General features: G+C 72.5%; 27 protein-coding genes. 11 read left to right on the plus strand and 16 right to left on the minus strand.

The features are described from left to right. Both FDA94_RS21975 and FDA94_RS21980 read right to left on the minus strand, forming a co-directional pair. Nucleotides 1–1,173, minus strand: a 1,173-nt coding sequence (locus FDA94_RS21975) for an AAA family ATPase (RefSeq protein WP_170991076.1), incomplete at its 3' end; no start/stop codon positions are given. Between the two features lie 74 nt (nt 1,174–1,247). Beyond that, complete coding sequence (locus FDA94_RS21980; protein ID WP_137248970.1) at nt 1,248–3,947, minus strand: ATP-binding protein; 2,700 nt, start codon at nt 3,945–3,947, stop codon at nt 1,248–1,250. A gap of 95 nt (nt 3,948–4,042) precedes the next feature. Between FDA94_RS21980 and FDA94_RS21985 the strand changes: the two genes are divergently transcribed. Together FDA94_RS21985 and FDA94_RS21990 are read left to right on the plus strand one after the other, a co-directional pair. After that, nucleotides 4,043–4,960: an alpha/beta hydrolase gene (locus tag FDA94_RS21985; protein WP_137248971.1), complete on the plus strand. Its 918-nt coding sequence runs from the start codon at nt 4,043–4,045 to the stop codon at nt 4,958–4,960. Between the two features lie 2 nt (nt 4,961–4,962). Continuing rightward, nucleotides 4,963–6,273 (plus strand): MFS transporter, encoded by a 1,311-nt coding sequence (locus tag FDA94_RS21990; protein WP_137248972.1) that lies wholly within the window; start codon nt 4,963–4,965, stop codon nt 6,271–6,273. Nucleotides 6,274–6,289: 16 nt separating this feature from the next. On the opposite strand, the gene FDA94_RS21995 is transcribed toward FDA94_RS21990, so the two are convergent. From FDA94_RS21995 to FDA94_RS22010, 4 genes are all read right to left on the minus strand, one after another. Continuing rightward, the gene (locus FDA94_RS21995) at nt 6,290–7,210 is read right to left on the minus strand and encodes an SMP-30/gluconolactonase/LRE family protein (protein ID WP_137248973.1); all 921 of its coding nucleotides are present in this window, start codon (nt 7,208–7,210) and stop codon (nt 6,290–6,292) included. A 73-nt stretch (nt 7,211–7,283) separates the two neighbouring features. Then, nucleotides 7,284–8,138 carry a helix-turn-helix domain-containing protein gene (locus tag FDA94_RS22000; protein WP_137248974.1) on the minus strand — a complete coding sequence of 285 codons (855 nt, stop codon included), beginning with the start codon at nt 8,136–8,138 and terminating at the stop codon, nt 7,284–7,286. Nucleotides 8,139–8,214: 76 nt separating this feature from the next. Next, nucleotides 8,215–8,730, minus strand: coding sequence for an RICIN domain-containing protein (locus tag FDA94_RS22005; protein ID WP_137248975.1), 516 nt, complete (start codon nt 8,728–8,730; stop codon nt 8,215–8,217). Between the two features lie 97 nt (nt 8,731–8,827). Further along, nucleotides 8,828–9,823 carry a helix-turn-helix transcriptional regulator gene (locus FDA94_RS22010; protein ID WP_137248976.1) on the minus strand — a complete coding sequence of 332 codons (996 nt, stop codon included), beginning with the start codon at nt 9,821–9,823 and terminating at the stop codon, nt 8,828–8,830. 86 nt (nt 9,824–9,909) lie between these two features. Between FDA94_RS22010 and FDA94_RS22015 the strand changes: the two genes are divergently transcribed. Next, the gene (locus FDA94_RS22015) at nt 9,910–10,491 is read left to right on the plus strand and encodes a TIGR03086 family metal-binding protein (RefSeq protein WP_137248977.1); all 582 of its coding nucleotides are present in this window, start codon (nt 9,910–9,912) and stop codon (nt 10,489–10,491) included. Nucleotides 10,492–10,495: 4 nt separating this feature from the next. Here FDA94_RS22015 and FDA94_RS22020 read toward each other — a convergent pair whose 3' ends face one another. Continuing rightward, nucleotides 10,496–11,101, minus strand: coding sequence for a flavodoxin family protein (locus tag FDA94_RS22020; RefSeq protein WP_137248978.1), 606 nt, complete (start codon nt 11,099–11,101; stop codon nt 10,496–10,498). Nucleotides 11,102–11,151: 50 nt separating this feature from the next. Here FDA94_RS22020 and FDA94_RS22025 point away from each other — a divergent pair, with 50 nt between their 5' ends. Genes FDA94_RS22025 through FDA94_RS22035 form a run of 3 tightly spaced genes read left to right on the plus strand, consistent with a single transcriptional unit; the run spans nt 11,152 to nt 12,941 of the window. Continuing rightward, nucleotides 11,152–11,541: a hypothetical protein gene (locus tag FDA94_RS22025; RefSeq protein ID WP_137248979.1), complete on the plus strand. Its 390-nt coding sequence runs from the start codon at nt 11,152–11,154 to the stop codon at nt 11,539–11,541. Beyond that, nucleotides 11,538–12,470, plus strand: a complete 933-nt coding sequence (locus FDA94_RS22030; RefSeq protein ID WP_137248980.1) for a YihY/virulence factor BrkB family protein — start codon at nt 11,538–11,540, stop codon at nt 12,468–12,470. Before FDA94_RS22025 ends, FDA94_RS22030 begins: the two co-directional genes overlap by 4 nt. 54 nt (nt 12,471–12,524) lie before the next feature. Next, nucleotides 12,525–12,941 (plus strand): CBS domain-containing protein, encoded by a 417-nt coding sequence (locus FDA94_RS22035; RefSeq protein WP_137248981.1) that lies wholly within the window; start codon nt 12,525–12,527, stop codon nt 12,939–12,941. A gap of 32 nt (nt 12,942–12,973) precedes the next feature. Here FDA94_RS22035 and FDA94_RS22040 read toward each other — a convergent pair whose 3' ends face one another. Further along, entirely contained in the window at nt 12,974–13,606 is a 633-nt protein-coding gene (locus FDA94_RS22040; RefSeq protein WP_137248982.1) for a class I SAM-dependent methyltransferase, read from the minus strand. Nucleotides 13,607–13,683: 77 nt separating this feature from the next. On the opposite strand from FDA94_RS22040, the gene FDA94_RS39340 reads away from it, so the two are divergent. Together FDA94_RS39340 and FDA94_RS22045 are read left to right on the plus strand one after the other, a co-directional pair. Next, the gene (locus FDA94_RS39340; protein WP_170991059.1) at nt 13,684–13,851 is read left to right on the plus strand and encodes a hypothetical protein; all 168 of its coding nucleotides are present in this window, start codon (nt 13,684–13,686) and stop codon (nt 13,849–13,851) included. Beyond that, complete coding sequence (locus FDA94_RS22045; RefSeq protein WP_137248983.1) at nt 13,851–14,375, plus strand: CAP domain-containing protein; 525 nt, start codon at nt 13,851–13,853, stop codon at nt 14,373–14,375. Before FDA94_RS39340 ends, FDA94_RS22045 begins: the two co-directional genes overlap by 1 nt. On the opposite strand, the gene FDA94_RS22050 is transcribed toward FDA94_RS22045, so the two are convergent. Both FDA94_RS22050 and FDA94_RS22055 read right to left on the minus strand, forming a co-directional pair. Further along, on the minus strand, nt 14,372–15,103 hold the full coding sequence (locus tag FDA94_RS22050) for a VOC family protein (protein ID WP_137248984.1): 732 nt from the start codon (nt 15,101–15,103) through the stop codon (nt 14,372–14,374). The two genes, FDA94_RS22045 and FDA94_RS22050, sit on opposite strands and share 4 nt — an antisense overlap. Beyond that, nucleotides 15,103–15,987 (minus strand): NmrA family NAD(P)-binding protein, encoded by an 885-nt coding sequence (locus FDA94_RS22055; protein ID WP_137248985.1) that lies wholly within the window; start codon nt 15,985–15,987, stop codon nt 15,103–15,105. The genes FDA94_RS22050 and FDA94_RS22055 overlap by 1 nt, the downstream gene beginning before the upstream one ends. 636 nt (nt 15,988–16,623) lie before the next feature. Here FDA94_RS22055 and FDA94_RS39345 point away from each other — a divergent pair. From FDA94_RS39345 to FDA94_RS22065, 3 genes are all read left to right on the plus strand, one after another. Continuing rightward, complete coding sequence (locus FDA94_RS39345) at nt 16,624–16,794, plus strand: hypothetical protein (protein ID WP_170991060.1); 171 nt, start codon at nt 16,624–16,626, stop codon at nt 16,792–16,794. A gap of 26 nt (nt 16,795–16,820) precedes the next feature. Beyond that, on the plus strand, nt 16,821–17,429 hold the full coding sequence (locus FDA94_RS22060; protein ID WP_212735443.1) for a 2'-5' RNA ligase family protein: 609 nt from the start codon (nt 16,821–16,823) through the stop codon (nt 17,427–17,429). A gap of 65 nt (nt 17,430–17,494) precedes the next feature. Next, complete coding sequence (locus FDA94_RS22065) at nt 17,495–17,728, plus strand: DUF3040 domain-containing protein (protein WP_170991061.1); 234 nt, start codon at nt 17,495–17,497, stop codon at nt 17,726–17,728. A gap of 10 nt (nt 17,729–17,738) precedes the next feature. Here FDA94_RS22065 and FDA94_RS22070 read toward each other — a convergent pair whose 3' ends face one another. Genes FDA94_RS22070 through FDA94_RS22095 form a run of 6 tightly spaced genes read right to left on the minus strand, consistent with a single transcriptional unit; the run spans nt 17,739 to nt 23,094 of the window. Next, complete coding sequence (locus FDA94_RS22070) at nt 17,739–18,431, minus strand: siderophore-interacting protein (RefSeq protein WP_137248987.1); 693 nt, start codon at nt 18,429–18,431, stop codon at nt 17,739–17,741. A 17-nt stretch (nt 18,432–18,448) separates the two neighbouring features. Next, nucleotides 18,449–19,516, minus strand: a complete 1,068-nt coding sequence (locus tag FDA94_RS22075; RefSeq protein ID WP_137248988.1) for a VWA domain-containing protein — start codon at nt 19,514–19,516, stop codon at nt 18,449–18,451. Beyond that, entirely contained in the window at nt 19,516–20,478 is a 963-nt protein-coding gene (locus FDA94_RS22080) for a VWA domain-containing protein (protein ID WP_137248989.1), read from the minus strand. Before FDA94_RS22080 ends, FDA94_RS22075 begins: the two co-directional genes overlap by 1 nt. Next, nucleotides 20,475–21,335 (minus strand): DUF58 domain-containing protein, encoded by an 861-nt coding sequence (locus FDA94_RS22085; RefSeq protein ID WP_137248990.1) that lies wholly within the window; start codon nt 21,333–21,335, stop codon nt 20,475–20,477. The genes FDA94_RS22080 and FDA94_RS22085 overlap by 4 nt, the downstream gene beginning before the upstream one ends. A 3-nt stretch (nt 21,336–21,338) precedes the next feature. Continuing rightward, the gene (locus FDA94_RS22090) at nt 21,339–22,331 is read right to left on the minus strand and encodes an AAA family ATPase (RefSeq protein WP_137248991.1); all 993 of its coding nucleotides are present in this window, start codon (nt 22,329–22,331) and stop codon (nt 21,339–21,341) included. 16 nt (nt 22,332–22,347) lie between these two features. Further along, the gene (locus FDA94_RS22095) at nt 22,348–23,094 is read right to left on the minus strand and encodes a S1C family serine protease (protein ID WP_137248992.1); all 747 of its coding nucleotides are present in this window, start codon (nt 23,092–23,094) and stop codon (nt 22,348–22,350) included. Nucleotides 23,095–23,146: the final 52 nt, after the last annotated feature.

A 23,146-nucleotide genomic window follows, 5' to 3' on the forward strand; every position in this document is an offset into this window, starting at 1 on the left:
GAAGCCACCACGCGCGCCCGCCCGGTCGGCGGACCGTTCGAGCTCGGCCGCCACCTGCTCGTCGGGCAGCAGGCACGCGGCTGCCAGGTGCCAGGCCCGCCGGTCGACGTCGGCCGGACGCGTGGTCGCCTCGGCCAGCGCGCGGTGGGCGTGCCGGCGGGCCACGCTGGTCGCGCCGCCGTAGACGGCCGAGCGGATCAGCGGATGGCGGAACGCGGCGGTGGCCCCCACCGAGAGCAGCCGGGACGCCTCGGCCGGCGCGGTGGCTGCCAGCCTCAATCCAAGGGTGTCGGCCGCGGCGGAGATGTAGGCCAGGTCGCCGCCCGGTTCGGCGGCGGCCAGCAGCAGCCAGGCCTGCGTGTCGGGCGGCAGGTGGCGCACCTGCCGGAGGTAGAGCTCTTCCAGCCTGCTGCCGATCGGCAGCGGGTCGGGCAGCGAACGACCGCCCCGGAGCTGCTCCGACGACAACTCCCGGCCCAGGTCGGTGAGGGCGAGCGGGTTCCCCGACGTGGCCGCGACGATCCGGGCGGCGACCCGTTCGTCGAGGGTGCCGCCGACGGTGGCCCGCAGGAGTTCCAGCGCCTCCGGCTCGGGCAGCCCGGTCACCTCGGTCACCGGCAGCCCGGCCAGGCCCGGCAGTTCGGTACGCATGGCGAAGACCAGCCCGATGCCCTCGGCGTACGCCCGGCGGGCCACGAAAGCCAGCACCGCCAGCGACTCGCCGTCGAGCCACTGCGCGTCGTCGACGCACACGAGGATCGGCTGCTCGGCGGTCGCGTCGGCCAGCATGCTCAGCGTGGCCAGACCGACCAGGAACCGGTCCGGAGGCGGCCCCTCGGCCAGCCCGAACGCCACCCGCAGGGCCCCCGCCTGCGTGGGCATCAGCCGGTCGTGCCGGTGCAGGAACGGGATCAGCAGGCGGTGCAGCGCGGCGTACGCGAACGCCGCCTCCTCCTGCACTCCGGCGACCCGGGCGACCCTGGTCGTGGGGAGCGCCTTCGCCGAGACGTAGTCGAGCAGCGCGGTCTTGCCGATGCCTGCGTCACCGCGCAGCAGGACGACGCCGCTGAAGCCGTTGCGGAGGGTGGCCACGAAACGATCGAGCGCCGCACGCTCGTCAGCCCGTCCGATGATCACACTGCCCGACGATCTGGGCGTGCCGCCCGGCACCATGCTGAGCACCCTTCCCGAGGCGACGACTACCGGCGTGAGTGACGCTATGCGCCACCGTCGCCGGGCGGCATCCGTCAGCCGACGTACGCTGACTGACCCAGTGCGTCGCGCAGCTGCCCGCGCGCGGTGATGCCGAGCTTGCGGAACAGCCGGTAGAGGTGGGTGCTGACGGTGCGGTGCGACAGGTAGAGCTGCTGTCCGATCTCGCGGTTCGACAGCCCGGCCGCCGCCAGCCGGGCGATGTGCAGCTCCTGCGGCGTCAGCCGGTCGACCCCGCTCGACACGCGCAGGTCGCTGACCTCGCCCGCCGCCCGCAGCTCCTGCCGGGCCTTCTCGCCCCACGCCAGCAGGCCGAGCGCGTCGAAGGAGTCCCGCGCGGTGCGCAGCGGCACCCGCGCCTCCTGGATCCGGCGGCGGCGCCGCAGCCAGACCCCGTAGGCGAACGTCAGCCGGGCCCGGCCGATGGGCCACGGTTCGCCGTTGAGCGCCTCTTGGTAAAGGCGCTCGTCGTCGGCGAGGAGTGCCCGTGCGTACCGCAGGCCCTGGTGCAGGAGGGGGGCGGGGGTCTGGGCGCCGAGCTCCTCCGCCTCGGCCAGCAGGGGCCTGATCTCCTCCCGGCGGGCGGGCAGCGCGGCGTCGACCAGGTCGGTGATGGCCCACAGCCGGGTCACGGGGTGGAAGGCGACGTCGGCGGGGTCGAACAGGCGCCGCAGGTGGCCGTAGGCGTCCTCGTGCCGTCCGGCGCACAGCGCGATCACGCCCCGGGCGTGCTCGATGAGCGCTGTCGCGGAGCTGGTGGCGCGGGCGCCGAGCATGCGCTCGCTCTCGGCGGCCAGCGCCAGGCCGTGCGCCTCCTCGCCGCGGAACCCCGCGACCATCGCCTGCCCGGCGTACGCGGAGGACTGCCAGCGCGTCTGCCCGGTCTCACCGGCCAGCCGCTCGGCCTCCTCGGCGGCCAGCAGCGCGCCCGGAGCGTCGCCGCAGAACAGCAGGCTCCAGACCAGCGAGACCAGCGCCTGGGCCAGCAGCCCCAGCCGGCCCTGCGACCGCAGGTCGGCGATGGCCGCGTTGAGGAACGGCACCGCCAGGTCGTGGGCGCCCATCGCGCTGCCGGCCGTGCCGAGGATCCTGGCCATGGGCGCGTCGAAGCGCCGGCCGCGTAGCCCGGCCAGGCGTTCCATCACCAGGGCGCCGTTCTCGACGGGGCTGGCGGTGGCCACGATCTGCAGCAGCTCCGGGTCGTCCGGGCCGGTGGCCACGCGTTCGGCCATGGCGACCACCCGCTGCCGCAGGTCCCAGCCGGAGCCGGTCCACCAGCAGCGCAGCGCGGCGGCGCGCAGGAAGTTGAGCGCGAGCGTCCGGTCGGTGACGCTGTCGGCGGCGGCGAGGAGCCGCAGGATGCGGGGCGGTCCCTCGTTGCGGTTCTCCTCCAGCACCTCTTTCAGCCAGGCCAGCCGCGCCTGCTGGCGCTCGCCCTCCAGCTCGGGTTCGGCCAGCGCGATCAGTTCGGCGATCTGGCCCGTCTGGCCCAGTTCGAAGGACAGTTCGGCGGCGCGCAGCAGCCGTTCGACCCGGCTGTCGGGGTCTTCGCCGACCTCGGCGGCGCGGCGCAGCGCCGACACCGCCACGGTGATCGCGCCGCGCCGCCGGGCGCGGTCGGCGACCTGTTCCAGGTCGGCGGCGACCGAGTCGTCCCGGTGGGCGATGGCGGCGGCGCGGTGCCAGGTCCTGCGGTCGGGGTTGGCGGCGTGCACCTCGGCCAGCGCGGCGTGCACGGCCAGGCGGTCGGCCGGGCCGGCCTTCTGGTAGATGGCCGAGCGCACCAGGGGGTGGCGGAAGTGGATGCCGTCGGGGTCGGCCCTGACCAGCCCGGCCTCGGCGGCGGGGATCAGCACGTGGGCGGTGGTCGCGCCGCCCGCGACGAGGGAGGCGGCCTTCAGGGCGGCGGTCAGGTCGGGCTCGTCGTTGGCGGCGGCGGCCAGCAGCAGCAGCCGGGTGCTCGGCGGCAGCAGCGCCAGGCGGGCGGCGAAGGCGCGCTCCAAGCGGGCGGTCAGCGGAAGGAACTCCAGGTTGCCCGTGGTCGCCGCCCCCAGCGCCCGGGGCAGCTCGACCAGGGCCAGCGGGTTGCCCGCCGCCTCGGCCAGCACCCGCCAGCGCATGCCCACCGGCAGCGCGGGGGCCCGCGAGTCGAGCAGCGCCTCGGCGTCGTGCGGGCTCAGCCCGGTCAGCCGCAGCTCGGGCACGTCGCTGTCGTCGAGGCTGGTGGGGTGGTCGTCGCGGACGGCCAGCAGCAGCACGATCGGTTCCGACCGCACCCGCCGGGCCACGAAGCCGAGCACCTCGGTGGTGGGCCGGTCGAGCCACTGCACGTCGTCCACGATCATGAGCAGCGGCCGCTGGGCCGCGGCCTCGCCGAGCAGGTTGAGCACCGCGAGCGCGATGAGGAACGGTTCGGGGGAGCTCACGTCCACCATGCCGAAGGCGCCCAGCAGGGCGTCGCGCTGGCGGGCGGGCAGCTCCTCGGCCGATGCGAGCAGGGGCTGCACGAGCTGGTAGAGCCCCGCGAACGGCAGATGCGTCTCGCTCTGGACGCCGGAGGTGCTCGACACGGTCACCTCGCCGGCCCGCGCACGGGCCGCCGCGACCGCCAGCAGCGCCGACTTGCCGATCCCGGGTGCGCCGCGCACCACCAGGGAGTCGCCCTGTTCACGGATGCCGTCGACGAGCGCTTCGAGGCGCGCGGTCTCGGCTCCACGCCCGATCAAGGGGTTCACGGTCCGGCTCCTCCCATGATCGTCATCCGAATTGTCTCAGACATACGTCATGTGACGAATGTCCGTCGTGCTGACTCCTCTTAAGGTCAACCGTCATGCGCAGACCCGTGCTGGAGCCCGCCGCCAGAGCCCTGGCCGACGCCACCGCTCAGCCGCCCTTCCTGTACGGCATGCCGCCCCACGAGGCCCGCACCGCCATCCGCGACCTCCAGAGCCCCGAGATGCTGGTGCCGGGCGTCACCCGGGAACATCTCGACGACGCCAACGTGACGATCTTCCGCCCCGAACACGCCACCGGCCCGCTCGCCGTCGTGGTCTACCTGCACGGCGGCTGGGTCTTCGGCGGAGAGCACAGCCACGGCCGGCTGGCCCGCGAACTGGCCCGGGGCTCCGGGGCCGCCGTGGCGTTCGTCCACTACAGCCGCTCGCCCGAGGCACGCCACCCGGTGGCGCTGCACGAGACCCGGGCCGCGCTCGACTGGCTGCGCCTCCACGGCCGCGCCCACGGCCTGGACCCCACCCGGATCGCGGTCGCGGGAGACGCCGAAGGCGGCGCGCTGGCCGCCGCGCTGGCCCTGCTCGACCGGCGCGGCCTGGCCGGGCAACTGCTGCTCTGCCCGGCCACCGACGCCTCCTTCGACACCGGCTCCTACCGGGAGTTCGCCGAGGGCTACTTCCTGCGCGCCGCCGACATGCGCTGGGCCTGGGACCAGTACCTCGCCGACCCGGCGCACCGCGCGCAGATGACCGCCAGCCCGCTGCGGGCGCCGGCCCAGGACCTGGCCAGGCTCCCGGCGGCCCTGGTCATCACCGCCGAGGCCGACGTCCTGCGGGACGAGGGCGAGGCCTACGCGGCCCGGATGCGCTCCGCCGGCGCGATCGCCACCTCCGTACGCTACGACGGAGTGATCCACGGCTTCGTCGCACTCAACGCGCTGCGCGGCACCCACGCCGCCGCGATGGCCATCGACCAGTCCGGGCGCTTTCTGGCCCAGATACTGCAGAGGAAGTGATCATGACCGCGAAACGCGTCGTCAGCGCCGCGGTGGTGGGCAGCGTCGTGGAGTTCTACGACTTCGCCCTCTTCGGGCTGGCCGCCGCGCTCATCTTCAACGACCAGTTCTTCCCCGCCAGCAGCCCGGTCGCGGGCACGCTCGGCTCCATGGCCGCCTTCGCCGTGGGCTTCCTCGCCCGGCCGATCGGCGGCGCGGTGTTCAGCCACTTCGGCGACCGGGTGGGCCGCAAGCCGATGCTCGCCGCCACGTTGCTGCTGATGGGCATCTCCACGGCGGGCATGGGACTGCTGCCCACCTACGAGACGGCCGGCGTCCTCGCGCCGATCCTGCTCGTGGTGCTGCGGCTGGCGCAGGGCTTCGGCGCGGGCGCGGAGTACGCCGGTGCGCTGGTCGTGGCGGCCGAGGCCAGCGAGCCGAGGCGGCGCGGGCTGTGGGCCTCGCTGCCCGGGATGGGGGTGGCCATCGGCATGCTGCTGGCCACGCTTGTCTTCACGGCGGTGTCGGCGCTGCCCGACTTCCACACGTGGGCCTGGCGCCTCCCGTTCCTGCTCAGCCTCGTCGGCGTGGGCGTCGGCCTGTACGTCAGGTCGCGGCTGCCGGAGTCGGAGGTGTTCGAGCGCGAGCGCAGGCGCGGGCGGAGCCGCTTCCCCATGCTGGAGGTGCTGCGCCGGCAGCCGCGCAGCGTGCTCGTCGCCTTCTTCGCCAACGCGCCGTTCAGCGCGATGGGCTACATCATCCAGGTGTTCGTGCTGTCGTACGTCAGCCGGACGCTCGGCGTCTCCGCGACGGTGGCCCTGATCGCCAACCTCGCCTCGTCGGGCCTGTCGATCGTGACCGGCCCCCTGTTCGGCCTGCTCAGCGATCGGGTCGGCCGGCGCCCGGTGTACCTCGGCGGGGCGCTCTTCCTGCTGCTGTTCTCCTTCCCGATGTTCTGGCTGCTCGACACCGGCCACCCGGTGCTCATCGTGCTGTCGGTGGCCCTGGCGTACGGCGTGGGCATCTCCGCCCTGTTCGCCGCGCAGGCCGCCCTGTTCGCCGAGCTGTTCGACACCCGCTACCGCTACAGCGGCGTCGCCGTCGTGCGCGAGTGGGCGGCGGCGCTGGTCAGCGGCCCGGCTCCGCTGGTGGCCACGGCCCTGGCCGCGGCGGCGGGCGGCGCGTCGTGGCCGATCGCGATCCTGATGGCGGGCTGCGCGCTGGTCTGCTTCACCGCGGTCGCGCTGGCTCCGGAGACCCGCGACCGCGACCTGAACGAGCCCGCCGGCCCGGTGCTCCCGCCGCTGCAGAAGGAGCGCCTGAGCCGGCGGTGAGCCCGGATCCCGCCACTCAGTCTCGGGGCAGGGTGGCGTGGATCAGGTTGGGGTCGGTGGCGGTGAGGTAGGCGGCGCTCAGCACATAGAGGGTCCGGCCGCGTACGGCCACCGAGGTGGGGTTCTGCAGGCCGTCCGTGAGCAGCGTCGCGACCCGGCCCTTCGCGTCGATGCCGACGACCTTGTTCGGCGCGTTGAGCGTCGCGACGACCCGCCGGCCGGCGAAGGCGATGTCGTCGATGCCGGCCAGACCGGTGGCCCTGACCTCGACGGGGCCGGGGCGGCCGTGCGTGATCGGGATCCGGAGCAGGGTGCCCTGGTCGAGGTTGGTGGCCCAGACCGCGCCGTGCCGGACCTTGATCCCATTGGCCCCGAGGAATCCGGTCGCGGCGAGTTCGCGGGCCGACGACCAGGTCCGGGCGGGTCCGCCCTTGAGCGGCACGGTGGAGATGGTGCCGAGGGCCGAGTCGGTCACGTAGAAGGTCTTCGCCGGTACGTCGAGGGCCAGCCCGTTGGGTAGGCCGTTCGCCGGGAGGGCGGCGATGCGGCGCGGTTCGCGGCCGGGGTTCAGGCGGTAGAGGCCGGTGGTGGCGGGGTCGCCGCTGGCGTACAGGAAATAGAGCGTGCCGTCGGCGGTGCGGACGATGCCCGTGGTGAGGGCGAAACCGAGGGCCGGGACGTCGGCGCCGTCGTCGGCGGGGGCGGGCAGGGTCGCCAGGACTTTGATCACGCCCGACGGGCTGACGGCGGCGACCTGCCGGGCGGTGGCGAAGGTGACGTACGCCGTGCCGTCGGGGGCGAGGGCGAGGTTCTCCGGCTGCTGGCCCTTCTTCACGTCGAAGTGCACGGCGATCCGGGAGGTCGCGGCGTTCGACGGCGCGGCGGTCGCCAGGCCGAGTCCGGTGACGATCGCGAGGGCGAGCAATCTGGTGCGCATTCCTGGTCCTGTCTGTATGAGGGCGTGCGGCATCGGGCGCTCCGGCCGGAGCGCCTGGGCACAGAGGAGGGGTTCAGCCGGTCGGCTGCATGGACCGCGTGGCGGTGCCGTGGACGAGCAGCGTCATCGCGGCGTGTGAAGGTGACCCGGGCTCGGTGGTGGCGACGACGACCGCCTGGTCGTCGGCGGTCCGCAGCGTCTGCTGGGTCACGTGTATGGCGCCCACCAAGGGGTGGCGCATCTCGTACACCGCGTCGCCGCCGGTCTTGACGCGGTGGTCGGCCCACATGGCGGCGAACTCGGGGCTCTTCACGGAGAGCTCCCCGATCAGGGCGGCCAGCGGAGGGTCGTCAGGGTGTCGCCCGGCGGTCGTCCGCAGGGTGGCGACCACGCCCCGGGCCTTGGCGGGCCAGTCGGCGTAGAGGTCACGGGTGTGGGCGTCCAGGAACACCAGGCGGGCCATGTTGGTGAGTCGCCGGTCGGGGGCGAGATGACCCGCGTAGAGGGCGTGGCCCGGGGGGTTCCAGGCCAGCACGTCGCCGCGCCGGCCGAGCACCACCACGGGCACGTCGCCGAGCGCCGCGACGAGCTGACGCGTCGCGGGGGTGACACGTTCGGGTGCGGGCCGGGGGGAGGCGGTCCGGCGGCGGCCGCCGGCGGCCAGGTCGTGCAGGTGGCGGCGCTCGGCGTCGTCCAGGCGCAGCGCCGAGGCGAGCGCGTCGAGAACCTCGGGCGAGGCGTTGGCCGCCTGCCCCTGCTCCAGCCGTGAGTAGTACGACGAGCTCACCCCGGCCAGCAGCGCCAGTTCCTCCCTGCGCAACCCGGGGACGCGGCGGCGGTCACCGTAGGTGGCCACCCCCACGTCCTCGGGCCGCAGCCGGGAGCGCCGGATCTGGAGGAACTCCCCGAGCTGTCGTCTCGTGTTCACGCCTCAAAGTATTCGCGGCCCGGTCGAGACTCAGCCACACCCTGCCGGGGTGTGGTTCCACGTGAAACCAGGTGGGTCACAGGTAGACGTACCAGGCGCGCGAGGGGTGGCTGTCGCAGGTGAACTGCACGAGCGGCACGTTCGGGGCGGTGGATACGCCACCCGAGACGGTCAGGCACTTGCCCGTCTGCACGTTCTGGAGTTTGTACAGGCCCGGCGTCCCGGTGTAGTTGAGGTGCCAGGAGCGCGAGTTGTGGTTGTCGCAGTCGAACTGGACGATCGGCAGGTTGTTGTCGGTGGAGACGCCGCCGGCGGGGGTGAGGCACTTGCCGGTGTAGACGTTCTGGATCTTGACGCCGCCGCCGACGCCGGGGGCGAGGCTCCAGCGGCGGGAGCCGTGTCCGTCGCAGTAGTACTGGACGGCCGGCACGTTGTTGGCGGTGGAGACGCCGCCCGCGATGGTGGCGCACAGAGACGTCTGCTGGTTCTGGACGTAGTAGCCGACGGACGCCTGGGCGGCGGGCACGGTCGCCAGGGCGACGCCGGCCACGGCCGCGAACGCCACACCGGCACGAGCGAGGTTGCGGAGCATGGTTCTCTCCCTTTCTCGATGGGACTGGGTGAGACCAGGCTGCGGGCTTTTGGCACGGTCCACATGAGTAGCCCCGTACGCAACCGGCCGGGCGCTGTCAGGGGAGCTGACCGGGGTGAGCCTTCCCGTCCGACCCGTCGAGGGCCTCGGTGTAGCGGCGGGCGATGGTGCGGACGTGGTCGACCAGTTCGGGAGGCCCGTCGACGCGGAAGTCCATCATCAGCATGCTGAGGTAGATGGCGATGGTCTCCAGGGCGTCCGCGCCGGTGACCAAAACGCTGGTGCGGGCGTCGACGGCCTCGACGAAGCCGACCGCCGGGTTGATGCGGGCGACCACGGTCTCGGCGGGGGCCAGGACGGTGACCCGGGCCTGGACCTTCCAGCCCGTCTGCGCCACCTCGCGCAGGACGAACGCGACGAGGTCGTCGTCGGGCAGCGAGCGGGCGGCGAAGCGGCGGGAGGCCGACCGGACCGTCGACAGATCGGCCACGGGCAGCGCCCGCCAGGTGTGCGAGCCGAGGTCGTAGGCGACCAGGAACCAGCGCCGCCGCCAGCTGATCAGGCGGTAGGGCTCCACCTCGATCTCGGCGCCGGCGTGGGCCGCCAGCAGGGTCGCGCCGTCGCGGATCGCACTCGCGACGACGGTGAGCGTGGCGGCGGGCACGGGTGCGTCGGGCTCGCGGGAGCCGACCGTGGCGGGCCCGACCGCGGTGGCCGACCGCAGCGCCGACACCTTGCGCTGGAGGTGCTTCGGGAGGATCCGCTGGAGCTTGGCGAGCGCCCGGGTGAGGCTGGCGTCGATGTCGGCGATCCCGCTGGATCCGTCTTCGGCCAGGCCGACGGCGACCGCCACGGCCACCGCCTCGTCGTCGTCGAGCAGCAGCGGGGGCATCGTCGCGCCCTGCCCGAGCCGGTAGCCGCCCACCGCGCCGCGCGTGGCGTGCACCGGATAACCGAGTTCGCGCAGGCGCTGGATGTCCTGCCGCAGGGTGCGCTCGGTGACGCCGAGACGTTCGGCCAGTTCACGGCCGGTGTACGACCGGTCTTGCAGCAGCGACAGCAGGCGGAGCACGCGGGTCGTCGTGGGAGCCATCTGATCCTCGGGACTATTAGGAAGGAATCTAGCCTAATGGGCCCATAGCCTTTTCTTATCAGCGCGAACGACGAAAGGCGTACACGATGAACGCTCGTGAGGTTCTGGCCACCTCCTACCAGGCTCTTGAGAACGCCGTCGCCGGTGTGCGCGACGGTCAGTGGGACGCCGCCACCCCGTGCTCTGAGTGGACGGTCACCCAGGTCGTCCAGCACGCCGCGGCCGACCAGCTCGTGTGGGCCGGGGCGCTCGGCGTCGGGCCCGGCCCGGCCTACGACCCCTTCTCGCCTTCCGGGTCGATCGAGGGCAGCCCGGCGGAGCTGGTGAAGAACGCCGTCGAGGTGGGGCGGGCGGCGTGGGCCACGGTGTCCGACGACACCGCGACCGTGCCGACGCCGCTGCCGCACGGCGAGCTGTCCACGCCGGTGGCCATGGTGATGTGCGCGCTCGACGCCGCCGTGCACGCCTGGGACGTCGCGATCGCCACCGGTCAGCCGTCGCCGATCGACGACGAGCTCGGCGGCCACCTGCTCGCCGCCGCGCGGCAGATCGTCGAACCGCTGCGCCAGTGGGGCGCCTACGCCGCCGTCGTCGAGGCCACCGGCGACCCCTCCGCCACCCCCGTCGCCGACGAGCTGCTCCGCTACCTCGGCCGCACCCCCGCGTAACCGATCACTCCGGCGGAGTGCCGATCGGCTCGGCGGCCAGGGCCGCCGCGACGGAGACGAGGTTGGCGGCCATGGCGCGGCCGGTCTTGTCGGACCAGTCGTGGCCGCGCTGGTCGTCGAGGTAGTCGGGGCCCGCGCCGGGGCCCAGGTGCCAGTACGTCCAGGCCTGGCCGGGGATCGTGAAGCCGATGTCGATCAGGGCCCCGCAGATCTCGCTGATGACGTGGTGGGCGCCGTCCTCGTTGCCGGTGTTGACCACGCCGGCCACCCGGTTGTACGCCACCGGCCGCCCCTCGTCGTCGGTCTCGGCGATCATGGCGTCCATCCGCTCGATCACCCGCTGGGCGACCGACGACGGGTGGCCCACCCACGTGGGGGTGGCGATGACGAGGATCTCCGATTCGAGCAGTTTGGCGTGGACCGCGGGCCAGTCGTCGCCCGGTCCCATGTCGGTCTCGACACCGGGCAGCAGGTTCAGGTCGACCGCGCGTACCGTCTCGACCTCCACACCCCTCTGGCCGAGCTCGGCGATGACGACGTCGGCCAGGGCCTGCGTGTTGGACGGCGCGGGCGACGGCTTGAGCGTGCAGTTGATGACCAGTGCCTTCATGATTTCCCCCTGCCCGGCGATCCGTCCCTGATCCCGGGTAGGGCACATTCATGACCAACGACGTGTTCGAGTTCGAGTTCGACGACCGGTACCGGCGGCTCCTGGGGTTCATCGGCGTCCGGCCCGACACGTGCCGGGTGGTGGTGGGGGACGCCGGCGTCCGGGTGACGTTCGGGCCCTGGAAGGCGGCGACCGACCTCGGCAACATCGCCGGGGTCGAGCTCAGCGGGCCCTACTCGGCGATCAAGGCCATCGGGCCCCGGCTCTCGCTCGCCGACCGGGGGCTGACCTTCGGCACCACCACGCGGCAGGGCCTCTGCCTCAGGTTCCGCCGCCCGATCGGGCCGCTGCGCCATCCGGGGCTCACGCTGACGGTCGCCGATCCGAAGGCGCTGATGGAACGACTGTTGGTGGGGAGCCCGGGTAGCGGAGGTCCATGACCCATCCCCAGGTCCCCGACCGTCCCACGCAGGTGCTCAAACGGTCCTGGTGGCAGGTGCTCCGGCGGACGGTCGCGGAGTTCCAGGAAGACAAGATCACCGACTGGGCGGCGGCGCTGACCTACTACGCGATCCTGTCGATCTTCCCGGCCCTGCTTGCCGTGGTGTCGCTCCTGGGCCTGTTCGGGCAGTCGGCCACGCGGCCGATCTCCGAGAACCTCAGCGCCATCGCGCCGGGCCCGGCCCGGCAGATCATCGACACGGTGCTCCAGTCGCTGCAGGGCAGCCAGGGAGCGGCCGGCATCGCCACCGTGATCGGGCTCGCCGTCGCGCTCTGGTCGGCGTCGGGCTACGTCGGCGCGTTCATGCGGGCCGCGAACATCATGTACGAGATGCCCGAGGGCCGCCCGATCTGGAAGACCCTGCCGCTCCGGCTGGGCATCACCGCGGTGCTGGTCGTCATGATGGCCGCGGGCGCCGTGGCCGTGGTGTTCACCGGCAGTCTGGCCGAGCAGGCCGGGAGGGCGCTGGGCATCGGCGACACCGGGCTGACGATCTGGAACATCGCCAAATGGCCGGTTCTGGTGGTCGTCTTCATCTTCGTCCTGGCGCTGCTCTACTGGTTCGCGCCCAACGTCGAGCACCCGGGCTTCCGGTGGATCACGCCCGGCAGCACCGTGGCGGTCATCGGGTGGATCGTGGCCTCGGGCCTGTTCGGCTTCTACGTGGCCAACTTCGGGTCGTACAGCAAGACGTACGCGACGCTGGCCGGGGTCGTGGTCTTCCTGATCTGGCTGTGGATCACCAACATCGCGATCCTGCTCGGGGTGGAGTTCGACGCGGAGATCGCGCGGGGCCGGGCCATCGCCGCCGGGCGGCCCGCCGACGAGGAGCCCTACGTCGAGCCCCGGGACACCCGCAATCTCTAGGGCTTTTCAACCGCTGTGAGAGGGGCAGCGGGGGTGCTGACGGAAGGAGAGGCCATGACCACCGCACGTGAGATCATGACCCCGAACGCGGAGTGCGTGAACTCCGATCAGACCATCGCCGAGGCGGCAGAGAAGATGCGCAGCCTCGATGTGGGCTCGCTGCCGATCTGCGGCGAGGACAACCGGCTCCAGGGCATGCTGACCGACCGCGACATCGTGGTGAAGGTCATCGCCCAGGGCCGCGACCCGAAGTCGTGCCTGGCCGGTGAGCTGGGCGGTGCCGAGGTCGTCACCATCGGAGCCGACGACGACGCCCGCGAGGTCCTGCGGACGATGGGCTCCCACAAGGTCCGCCGGCTGCCCGTGATCGACGGGCACACCCTGGTGGGCATGGTCGCCCTGGCCGACGTCGCCCGCGCCGTGCCCGACGCGACGGTGGGCGACCTGATGGACGCCCTCACCACCGACTGACCCTCCTCTCCTGGCCGCGCTGGGCGGGTGACTCAGCCTGCGGGCTTCTCCCAGGTCAGGAGGTAGCGCCAGAAGACGAGCCGCCGCACCCGCGCGCCCGGCAGCAGCGCGGCGGCTTCGCGGGCGACCTCCCGGGTGGTCAGCGGCGGGGTCAGCACCATGGGCATGGCGTCGTGCAGGGCGTCTTTGGCGAACGCGCCGCCGCCGTTCAGCCGCCGTTTCGCCAGGAACACCGCGCCCAGCGCGCGATGTCCGGCCGCCGCGGCCAGTTCGACGGGCAGCTCCCTGCGCAGGTCGAGCCGGGGCAGCGCGATCGCGGCGAGCACCCCGCCGGGCCGCAGGGCCGCCGCGAGGATCGGCAGCGCCTCCTGCAAGGGCATGTGGTGCAGGGCGCAGATCGAGAAGATCGCGTCGTAGTCCTTGCCCGGCAGCGGGTCGGTCAGGACGTCGCCGAGCGCCCAGCCGACATTGCCGAGGTCACGCCTCGCGGCCTCCTCGATCATCTCCGGGGAGCGGTCGAGGCCGTCGACCCACGCGGCGCGGCCGGCCAGCTCGGCGGCGAAGGCCCCGGAGCCGCAGCCGACGTCGAGCACCCGTCGGGGGTCCGGCGGCAGGTGGCTGAGCAGGAGCCGGTGGTAGTAGGCGTTGTGATCCCAGTCGAGCACAGTCAGAGGCTAGTCCAGCGGGGTTGAGTAAAGGCGTACTCAAGCCGTCGGCAAGCACCCCGGCGCACGCTCGGCACATGAGAAGCCTTGTCGTCCTCGGCGCGTCCGTTCTGATGGCAGCCGCGCTCGCCGTTCCCGCCTCCCCCGCGCTGGCGAACACCTCCGCCGCCTGCGCCGACGCCGACCTCGTCTACCGCGAGAAGTCGGCCTTCCCGACACCGCCAGGGGCCGCTACGACCACATGATGCAGACCAGCAAGATCGAGCAGTCGGTGCTCTGCCTGGTCAACGCCGAGCGCACCGCCCGCGGCCTGCAGCCGGTGAAGCGGTACGTCGGACTGGGCCGCGTCGTGGTGCCGCTGGGCAGCGCCACCTCCAAGCAGGTCGCCGACGCCGTGCGGATCCGCTGGTGGGGCACGGTCGCCCAGGTCGGCGACTGCACGCCGCTCAAGTCCGACCCGTCGCGCTGCGACGTCCACATCAACCCGGAGACCGGCACCGACCCGGCCGCACGTGCGAAGGCGGCAGGCTACTGCCGGAAGGGGACCTCGTGGGCGGTGGGCGAGAACGCCTACCTCGGCTGGGGCCGCGCCTCGGTCACGCCCCGCGCGGCCGTGACCTGGTGGATGGGCAGCCCGCCGCACCGCGCGACGATCCTCACGCCGGGCTACACCGAGATGTACACGCGGGCGGCCTACGGCAGCGCCGACCCGTCGGTGTCGGTCACCCCGGCCATGACCTACGTGCAGATGTTCGGCCGCTGCAGCTAAGGGCGCAGGACGCAGAACTCGTGCCCCTCGGGGTCGACCAGGCATGACCACTCGACCTCGCCCTGACCGAGGTCGAGGTCGGCGGCGCCCAAGGCGCGTAGCCGATCCACCTCCGCCGCCTTGCCGGCGCCGGGCGAGGGCAGCAGGTCGAGATGGACGCGGTCGGGCACGGTCTTCGGCCCGGCCGCGCGGTAGAAGTCGAGATAGGGCCCGCCGCCCGTGGCGGACCGCAGCACCGCGTGGTCGTCGGTGACCTGGTGGAGGGTCCAGTCGAGCGCCGCACCCCAGAACCGGGCCATGGCGCGCGGATCGGCGCAGTCGACCACGACGGCCGCGATCGGGCCGGTGTCCCGGTAGACCTCCCGTGGCTCCAGGACGCAGAACTCGTTGCCTTCGGGGTCGGCGAGAACCGTCCACGGCACCTCGCCCTGACCGACGTCGGCGAGCGTCGCCCCCCGCGCCCTCAGGCGGCTGACCAGCTCGGCCTGATGCTCGGCGGAAGTGGTGGCGAGATCGAGGTGCACCCGGTTCTTCGCCGCCGATTTGGCTTCCGGTACGGGCACGACGTCGACGCCGACGAACACCGGGTCGGGCCAGACGAGCCCGCCGTCGGGCCCGACGTAGGTGGTCACGCCGGGACTGTAGGCACTCCACCCGAGCGCCTCCGCCCAGAACCGGCCGACCGCCGAGGCGTCGACGGCCTTGATGTTCACCTGTACGGGTCGCATCAGGTGGGCGAGCCGAAGAACAGGTCGCGGTTGGTTCGCACGTACTGCTCCACGGTCTGGGGCTTTTGGCCGGTGATCTGCTCGATGATCTCGTCGGTGCCCGCCAGCAGGCCGTTGCGGTAGTCGATGGCCACCGAGGTCAGGTGCTGGATGAGGTGCTCCGGGCTGCCGGCCGTCCGGAGCGTGTCGGCGTAGGCCTCGGTGGTGATCGGCTCGTAGCGGACCGGGATGCCCAGGGTCTCCGACATGATCTGGGCGATCTCGTGGTGGTTCAGCTCGACCGGGCCGTAAAGCGGGTAGGAGTGGCCGATGTGGTCGGCGGGGTCTCTGAGGATGGCGGAGATCACGCGGGCCTGGTCGGCGGCGGCGATGGGGGCGTGGCGGCCGTCGCCGAAGGGGAGGCGCAGGACGCCGCTGCCGTCGATGAACTGCCAGTTGATCGGCAGCCATTCGGCGAAGAACGTCGGCCGCAGGTGGACGGCGCCCACCGGGGCCCAGTCGAGGACGCGCTCGCCTAGCCAGTGCTGGCGGGCGGCCGTGCTCGCGGAGTCTCGGCGGGCGGGGGTCTGCGACATGTTGACCACCACTTCGAGGCCGTTCTCCGCGCCGGCCTGGGCGAAGGTCGTGGTCGCCTCGACGAGGCCGGGGAGGATCGGGTAGACGAAGTAAGCCCGGCGGACGTCGTCGAGGGCGCGGGCGACGGCGTCGACGTCGAGCAGGTCGCCGGTGACGATCTCGGCGCCCTGTTTCGACAGCCAGGCCGAGCGGTCGTCTTCGCGGTGGACCAGGGCGCGGACGCGCAGGCCGTGGTCGAGCAGGTCGCCGACCACCTGGGCGCCTGTCTTGCCGGTCGCGCCGGTGACCAGGATCGGGTTGTCGCTCATCGATGCCTCCCACGTCGGAACGGGGTCATATCCACCCTAAGCGGAAGCTCATTGTCACCACTTGATCGCGGAGGGTGCTTACTGTGGTCGGCAAGATCAATCTCTCCTGAAAGTGGGTCATGGTGGCTGCTGCGGCGCTGGCCGAGGCGTTGTTCGGGTTCCGGTTCGCGGACGTGCACGCGCCCTGGCGGCCCTGTTCGCCAGATTCGACCCGGCCGAGCTCACCGGGCTGGGCTACGAGGAGCGGATCGCGGCCACCTATGACCGGCTGAGGGTCGTCGACCAGGACGTACCGGACACGGCACGACCGACCAGGGGTGTTCCTGTTCGTCGTCCCGCTCGACGCCCCGGGTGTCCGCGTCGACCTGCTGCAGCCGAAGGCGCGCCCCGCGGTCGACCACTGTCTCACCACGTTCGACCAGGTCAGGCTCGGCCCGGACGCCCTCCTCCAGGGGCCGCACGGCGGCATCGGGCCGGACGGGGTGTTCGCCAGCGCGATGGGGAACCGGCGGCGGCGCATGCTGACGTCCATCGGGCGGGTCACGGCCGGGAAGCTGTGCATGAGCGCGTGCGCGGTCGGGGCGGCCCGGCAGGCGCTCGCGCCGGCGGTCCGGTACGCGCACATCCCCGGCGCAGGTGGACGCCCTTCCCGGGCTGCTCGACGAGACCCACGCCGAACTCGCGCCGCACGCGCTCACCCTGACCGACGCGTTCCTGATCCACGAGGACGTGCTGGCCCGCCACCCGATCGCCGCCCCGGACTCCGCCGCCCACGCGCGCCGCACGCTGACGTTGCTGGCACCTTGACGCGCTGACTTGACACACTGAACCGCGTGAGCGATGAAGAGCGGATGGCCGACCACTGGTGGTGGCGGCCCGGCTGGCGGGTGGGGCGGCGGGGGTACGCCTGGCACCTCACCTTCCGCGACGCCCCCGACGTGCACCGCCTCGCGGGCGTCTACCGGCAGGGGCTCGCCGGGGTGAAGGAGCTCGACCCGGTGCCCGACGCGTCGCTGCACCTGACCATGCAGCAGGTCGGGTTCGTCGACGAGGTCGCCGAGGAGCAGGTGAAGCTGATGGTCGAGGCCGCCACCAGGCGGCTGGCCGTGCTGCCCGCCTTCGAGATCGAGCTGGCCCGGCCGGTGATCACCCGCGAGGCGGTCCGCTGGGACCCGGTTCCGGCCGGGCCCGTCGTGGCGGTGCGGCTCGCGATCCGGCAGGCGATGGCGGAGGTGTGGCCGATGGCGCCGGGCCGCGAGGCGGGGTTCGTCCCGCACATCTCGATCGCCTACAGCAACGCGCCCGTGCCCTATTCCGCCGTCGCCGCCGCCCTCGCGGCGATCGACGCGCCCCCGGCCCGCGCCCGCGTCGAGAAGGCCGACCTGATCGTCATCCACCGTGACCAGCGCATGTACGAATGGACCGAGCACAGCGCGGTGTGACGGGTTCGGCGGCGGATTTCCCGGGTAGCACGGCATCCGGTTTCCCCACGAGAAGGATCACGCCCATGGGAATGTCGGCGGCTGAACAGCGCATCCTGACGGAGATCGAACACTCGTTGCGCACTCATGATCGGGCCTTCGCCACCCGCATCGACCGCATGAACGCCGCCTGCGCGCATGCGACCGGCCGCCGCCCCAAATGGCCCGCCTCGATCGGCAGGGTGACGCTGCTGGTGCTGGCCGGGGTCATGACGGGGGTCATGGCGGCGGTCGTGGTGTTAGCGGCCCTCAACACCTGACCCGAGACGCCTAGTCGAGGCCGGTGCGGCCCTCGGCCCAGTACGCCTTGCCGAAGACCTTCCCCGGCGCGGGCGTCCAGTCGCGGGCCGCGCGCCTGATCGGGCCCACGGTCGCGGCGTCGCCGGTGACGACGAGGTCGTAGGCGCCCGTTCCGGCGGCGTCGAGCAGGCCGCGCCGGTCGGCGGTCTTCGGCACGACCGTCGCGGTCACCCCGAGCGCGGCGAGGACCTCGGTGTACTCAGCCGGGCGGGTGGACTCCAGCACGTAGGTGACGCCGTCCGGCCGGGTCTGCCGGAGCACGGCGGCCAGGCCGACGCTGGTCTCGTCGCCGACGAAGACCAGCCGGGGCGCGGCGCCGCTCAGGTCGATCGAGCGGCGGGGGCCGAGCAGATCGCAGGGGTCGCCGGGCGTCACCCGGTCGAACCAGCGGGCGGCCGGGCCGGTGCCGTGCTCGTAGGCGACCAGCGAGACGGTGCCCTCGGCGGGGTCCCACCCGAACGGCGTGTAGGTGCGCATGGTCATGCCGCGGTCGGTGCGCAGCTGGACCTTGCAGCCGGGCGTCCACGAGGCGGTCCGGAAGCGGTCGGACCGGAGCTCGACGCGCACGAAGTGCTCCGACAGCGCCGTCTTCGCGGTGACGACCGCCTGCGTGAGGAAGGCGCCGCTGGCGAGGTCGGCGAGGCGTTCGGTGATCCGTACCATGGCGTCCGACTCTAGCGTCACCGTGTCATGAGTTGGCGCCCCCGGTTCCACCACAGCGACAGGCCCACTCCGGCGAACGTCAGCAGGGTGCCGAACAGGACGAACCAGACCGTCGTCTCGCGTTCGGCCTCGTGCAGGCCGATCTCGCTCGGCAGGTCGGTGAGCACGTCGGTGAGCTGGCCGGCGTCCTCGGCGCGGAAGTACTTGCCGCCGGTCGTGTCGGCGACCTGGGTGAGGGTCTCCTCGTCGATCTGCATGACCCGGCGCAGGCCGCTGTCGTCGCCCCAGCGGCCGAAGCCCCCGCCGCCGCCCCGCCAGTTGTCGCCGCTCACCTGGTCGGCGGTGCAGACCATCGCGGCCGGTTCGGTCGTGCCGAAGCCGATCGTGAAGACCCGCAGGCGGCGCGCGGCGGCCTGTTCGGCGGCGGTGATCGGGTCGACGCCGGTGGTGTTGGAGCCGTCGGTCAGCACCACGATGGTGTCGGGCTCGTAGCCGTCCTGACCCGTCGGGGCGCTCAGGTCGACGCCGGTCTCGGTGACGTCGGAGTTGTACTCGGCGATCGTGTCGATCGAGGTGAGGATCGCCTGGCCGATCGCGGTGCCCCGGGAGGTGCGCAGGCCTTCGATGGCGTCGAGCAACTGGTCTTTCTCGGTGGTCGGCGGGACGAGCAGGCCGGCGATGCCGGCGAACGCGACCAGGCCGATCCGGGTGCCGTCGTCGCTCTGCTCGATGAACGCGCGGGCGGCCTCGGTGGCCGCCGTCAGGCGGTTGGGCTCGACGTCGGTCGAGCACATCGAGCCCGAGGCGTCCATGGCCAGGATGATCGAGGTGTTGTCGGCCGGCACCGAGACGGTGGCCTGCGGGCGGGTGAGGCTGAAGCCGATGAGCAGCAGGCCGACCAGGAACAGCGCGACCGGGACCCGGCGCCGCCACGCGCTGCGGCCGGGGATGGCCGCTCGGATCAGCCCGACGCTGGAGACGACGATCGCGGAGCGCTTGCGGCGGCGGTTGAACCACCAGCGCGCCAGCAGCAGTAACGGCACGACCAGCAGCGCGAGCAGGGCCAGCGGCCAGCTGAGCGACATCAGACGATCCTTCCGTGCCAGCGGGTGCCGAGCAGGCCGCCCAGGGTGAGCAGCAGCAGCCCGGCCCCGGCGAACGGAGCGGTCAGTTCCAGGGGCTCTTTCTTGAAGGTGAGCCGCAGGTCGATGGCGTCGGTCGAGGCGGCCAGCGCCTGCGCGTCGGCGGCCTCGTGGTACTTCCCGCCGGTGATCTGGGCGACCGAGGAGAGCAGGTCCGCGTCGAGGGCGGTGGCCAGCCGGAAGCCGTCGACCTCGACGGTCGAGCCCCTGGCCGTGCCGACGCCGACGGTCTGGACGCGCACTCCCGACGCCGCCGCGAGTTCGGCCGCCAGCGCGACGTCGGGTCCGCCCGTCTCCTGGCCGTCGGAGAAGACGACGATCGTCGCCTCGGGGAAGTAGCCGAGGCTCTGCGGCTGCTGCCCCTCTTCCGGCAGGACGACCGGCTTCCCGGTGATGGTGCCGAGCCCGACGAGGATGGCCCGGCCGAGCGAGGTGCCGCCGCTCGCCCCGGCCCGGCCGATCGCGGCCAGCACCGCGCCGCGGTCGTCGGTCGGGGCCTGGGTGAGCAGCGCCTGGTCGCCGAAGAGGATGACCCCGACGTCCACCGTGGAGGGCTGCCTGTCGACGAAGCCCTTGGCGGCGGCCTGCGCGGCGGCCAGCCGGGAGGGCCGCACGTCGTCGGCCTTCATGCTGTTGGAGATGTCGAAGGCCAGCAGCACGATGCCCGAGACGCGCGGCACGCTGACCTCGGCCTGCGGGCGGGCCAGCCCGGTCAGCAGGATCGGCAGGGCGGCGAGGAGGAGGGCGTACGGGAGATGCCTGCGCAGGCCGCCGCCGGCCAGGCCGGCGAAACCGGCCGCCGCGAGGGTGGCGTTGCGCCGCCTCTGGACCGCGACGTACGCCGCCACCGCGCCGATCGTGAGCAGCACGGCGAGCGCCAGCACGAGGGGTTGGTCGAAGGTCACCGGGCCCTCCGTCCGTTGACCAGGCCGAGCAGGGTGGCCACCAGGTCATGGTCTGTCGTGACGCGGTGGGCGTCGACCCCTGCCTTCCGCATGCTGTCGGCCAGCTGGGCCTCCCGCGCCGCGACCTGCTCCGCCAGCCGTCCGCGCAGCAGCGGATCGCTGGAGTCGACGAGCAGCTGCTCGCCGGTCTCGGCGTCCTCGACCACGATGAGGCCGAGGACGGGCAGTTCGAGCTCCGACGGTTCGACGACGCGGACGACCACGACCTCGTGCCGGTGGGTGAGCATCCCGAGCGGCTTCTCCCAGCCGGGGTCGCCGATGAAGTCGGACATGACGACGACCAGGCTGCGCTGCCGGATGGTCGCGGCGGCCAGCTTGAGCATCCCGGCCAGGTCGGTGGTCGCCTTGGCGTACGCCGACTCGCGCATCAGGTCTCTGGCCAGGCGGAGCACCTGGTCGCGACCGGTGCGCGGCGGGATCAGGCGGTGGTCGGTGTTGTCGTACAGGATGGCGCCGACCTTGTTGCCGCCCCGGGAGACGATCCGGGCGATGCTGACCGCCAGTTCGGTGGCGGCCTCGGTCTTGCCGGCCCGCATCGAAGCCGACCGGTCGATGACCAGCCAGGCGGTCATCTCGCGGTCTTCGGTGTAGAGCCGTACGAAGGGCTCGTCGAGCCGCGCGGTGACGTTCCAGTCGATGTGCCGCACGTCGTCTTCGGGCAGGTAGGCGCGCAGGTCGGTGAAGTCGATGCCGGCGCCGCGCCACACCGTGCGGTAGGCGCCCTGCAGCCGGCCGTCGAGCCGTCTGCTCAGCCGCCACTCCAGGCGGCGCAGCAGCCGGTCGGGCGGGGAGGCCATCGGTCAGCGTCCCCGGCCGGCCGGCCTCGGCACCGGCAGGTTCGCCAGGATCTTCGACAGGATCAGGTCGGCCGTCACGTCGTCGGACAGGGCCTCGTACGACAGGACCAGCCGGTGCCGGAAGACGTCGAGGGCGAGGTCGAGCAGGTCCTCGGGTACGACGTACTCCCGCCCCCGGATGTAGGCCAGCGCGCGGCCCGCGAGCACCAGGTTGATCGACGCGCGGGGGCTGGCGCCGTAGGTGACGTATCTGGCCAGGTCGTGCTGGCCGACGCGGGCGGGGTCGCGGCTGGCGTGGGCGAGCTGGACGGAGTATTCGATCAGCGACGGGTCGACGTAGACCTGGTCGGCCTCCTGCTGGAGGTTCTTCAGGTTCTCCGGCTCGATGATCTTCTGGATGGCGGCCGTGCGGGTGAGGGCCCGCTCGACGACCACGAACTCCTCGGTCGTGCTCGGGTAGCCGACCAGGACCTTCATCATGAACCGGTCGACCTGCGCCTCGGGCAGCGGATAGACGCCCTCGTTCTCGATCGGGTTCTGGGTGGCCATGACCAGGAACGGGTTCGGCACCCGGTGGGTCTCGCGGCCGATGGTGACCTGGCGTTCCTGCATGACCTCCAGCAGGGCGCTCTGCACCTTCGCCGGGGCCCGGTTGATCTCGTCGGCCAGCAGCAGGTTGGTGAACACCGGCCCGAGCTGGACCTGGAACTCGCCGCTCGGCTGGTGGTAGACGCGGGTGCCGACGATGTCGGCGGGCACCAGGTCGGGGGTGAACTGCACCCGCCGGAAGTCGCCGCCCATCGCCTCGGCCAGCGACTTCACAGCCAGCGTCTTGGCGAGGCCGGGCACGCCCTCGACGAGGATGTGCCCGCGCGCCAGCAGGGCGACGAGCATGCGCTCCAGGAGGGCGTCCTGGCCGACGATGGTCTTCTTGACCTCGTACAGGAGCTTCTCGATCGGGCCCGACGGGACGTTCTCGGGGTCGTTCCAACTCACGGGGGAGGGTCCTTCCTCACAGGGGCGGGGCCGGGCCGTCGCCGATCGCGGTGCCGATGGGCATGGCGAAGCCGATCCCGATGAACGTGCCGGCGTCGGTGGGGTTCGCGAGGGAGACGACGATGCCGATCACCTGGCCTCGGTCGTTGATGAGCGGGCCGCCGGAACTGCCCGGGTTGACCGTCGCGTCGAACTGGATGTGCCCTTCGGTGCCCGCGACCTCGCGGTCGAGGCCGGAGACCACACCGGAGCTGGTGCTGAAGGTGAGCCCGAGCGGGTTGCCGATCGCGACCACGTCGTCGCCGACCTCGGCCCCGCCCCCGAGCGTGGCGGGCACGAGCGTGCCGGGCAGCTTGTCCGGCATGAGGGTCGCGATGTCCTTCTTCGCATCGCTGGCCGCGACCTTGGCCGAGGTGCGGCTGCCGTCGGTGTAGGCGACCTCGATGGACGAGGCCCCGGCCACCACGTGGGCGGCGGTGAGGATGGTGCCGTCGGCGTTGGCGATGACGCCGGTGCCGATGGCCGAGGTGGTCATGCTGGAGTGGTCGGACTCGTCACGCTTGGTCTCGATGCGGACGACCGACGGGAGGAGCGTCTGGTAGACCTCGGCGGCGGATAACGGGGTGTCGGAGGGAGACGGTGACGGGCTGGGAGCGGCGGCTTCGGGTGGGTCGCCTCCGCGGACCAGGACCATCGCGGTGATCGCCACGGCCCAGACCACGGCGGCCGCGATGAGCAACCATGACTTCGGCCCTTTGGTCATGAACCGACGGTACGTGCGAGTCCTGAAAACTTCCTTAAAGGGCGCCCTTGGG

This window comes from Herbidospora galbida (genome assembly GCF_005233835.1).
Taxonomy (GTDB): domain Bacteria; phylum Actinomycetota; class Actinomycetes; order Streptosporangiales; family Streptosporangiaceae; genus Herbidospora; species Herbidospora galbida.

What these genes read in the sequence shown, in the direction of transcription:
- FDA94_RS21995 (WP_137248973.1), bottom strand. Translation starts at nt 7,210, where the DNA reads ATGCGCACCAGATTGCTCGCCCTCGCGATCGTCACCGGACTCGGCCTG.
- FDA94_RS22035 (WP_137248981.1), top strand. Translation starts at nt 12,525, where the DNA reads ATGACCACCGCACGTGAGATCATGACCCCGAACGCGGAGTGCGTGAAC.
- FDA94_RS22025 (WP_137248979.1), top strand. Translation starts at nt 11,152, where the DNA reads ATGACCAACGACGTGTTCGAGTTCGAGTTCGACGACCGGTACCGGCGG.
- FDA94_RS22045 (WP_137248983.1), top strand. Translation starts at nt 13,851, where the DNA reads ATGCAGACCAGCAAGATCGAGCAGTCGGTGCTCTGCCTGGTCAACGCC.
- FDA94_RS22085 (WP_137248990.1), bottom strand. Translation starts at nt 21,335, where the DNA reads ATGGCCTCCCCGCCCGACCGGCTGCTGCGCCGCCTGGAGTGGCGGCTG.
- FDA94_RS22010 (WP_137248976.1), bottom strand. Translation starts at nt 9,823, where the DNA reads ATGGCTCCCACGACGACCCGCGTGCTCCGCCTGCTGTCGCTGCTGCAA.
- FDA94_RS21990 (WP_137248972.1), top strand. Translation starts at nt 4,963, where the DNA reads ATGACCGCGAAACGCGTCGTCAGCGCCGCGGTGGTGGGCAGCGTCGTG.
- FDA94_RS22070 (WP_137248987.1), bottom strand. Translation starts at nt 18,431, where the DNA reads ATGGTACGGATCACCGAACGCCTCGCCGACCTCGCCAGCGGCGCCTTC.
- FDA94_RS22015 (WP_137248977.1), top strand. Translation starts at nt 9,910, where the DNA reads ATGAACGCTCGTGAGGTTCTGGCCACCTCCTACCAGGCTCTTGAGAAC.
- FDA94_RS22005 (WP_137248975.1), bottom strand. Translation starts at nt 8,730, where the DNA reads ATGCTCCGCAACCTCGCTCGTGCCGGTGTGGCGTTCGCGGCCGTGGCC.
- FDA94_RS21985 (WP_137248971.1), top strand. Translation starts at nt 4,043, where the DNA reads ATGCGCAGACCCGTGCTGGAGCCCGCCGCCAGAGCCCTGGCCGACGCC.
- FDA94_RS22030 (WP_137248980.1), top strand. Translation starts at nt 11,538, where the DNA reads ATGACCCATCCCCAGGTCCCCGACCGTCCCACGCAGGTGCTCAAACGG.
- FDA94_RS22075 (WP_137248988.1), bottom strand. Translation starts at nt 19,516, where the DNA reads ATGTCGCTCAGCTGGCCGCTGGCCCTGCTCGCGCTGCTGGTCGTGCCG.
- FDA94_RS22055 (WP_137248985.1), bottom strand. Translation starts at nt 15,987, where the DNA reads ATGAGCGACAACCCGATCCTGGTCACCGGCGCGACCGGCAAGACAGGC.
- FDA94_RS22065 (WP_170991061.1), top strand. Translation starts at nt 17,495, where the DNA reads ATGGGAATGTCGGCGGCTGAACAGCGCATCCTGACGGAGATCGAACAC.
- FDA94_RS39340 (WP_170991059.1), top strand. Translation starts at nt 13,684, where the DNA reads ATGAGAAGCCTTGTCGTCCTCGGCGCGTCCGTTCTGATGGCAGCCGCG.
- FDA94_RS22020 (WP_137248978.1), bottom strand. Translation starts at nt 11,101, where the DNA reads ATGAAGGCACTGGTCATCAACTGCACGCTCAAGCCGTCGCCCGCGCCG.
- FDA94_RS22095 (WP_137248992.1), bottom strand. Translation starts at nt 23,094, where the DNA reads ATGACCAAAGGGCCGAAGTCATGGTTGCTCATCGCGGCCGCCGTGGTC.
- FDA94_RS22050 (WP_137248984.1), bottom strand. Translation starts at nt 15,103, where the DNA reads ATGCGACCCGTACAGGTGAACATCAAGGCCGTCGACGCCTCGGCGGTC.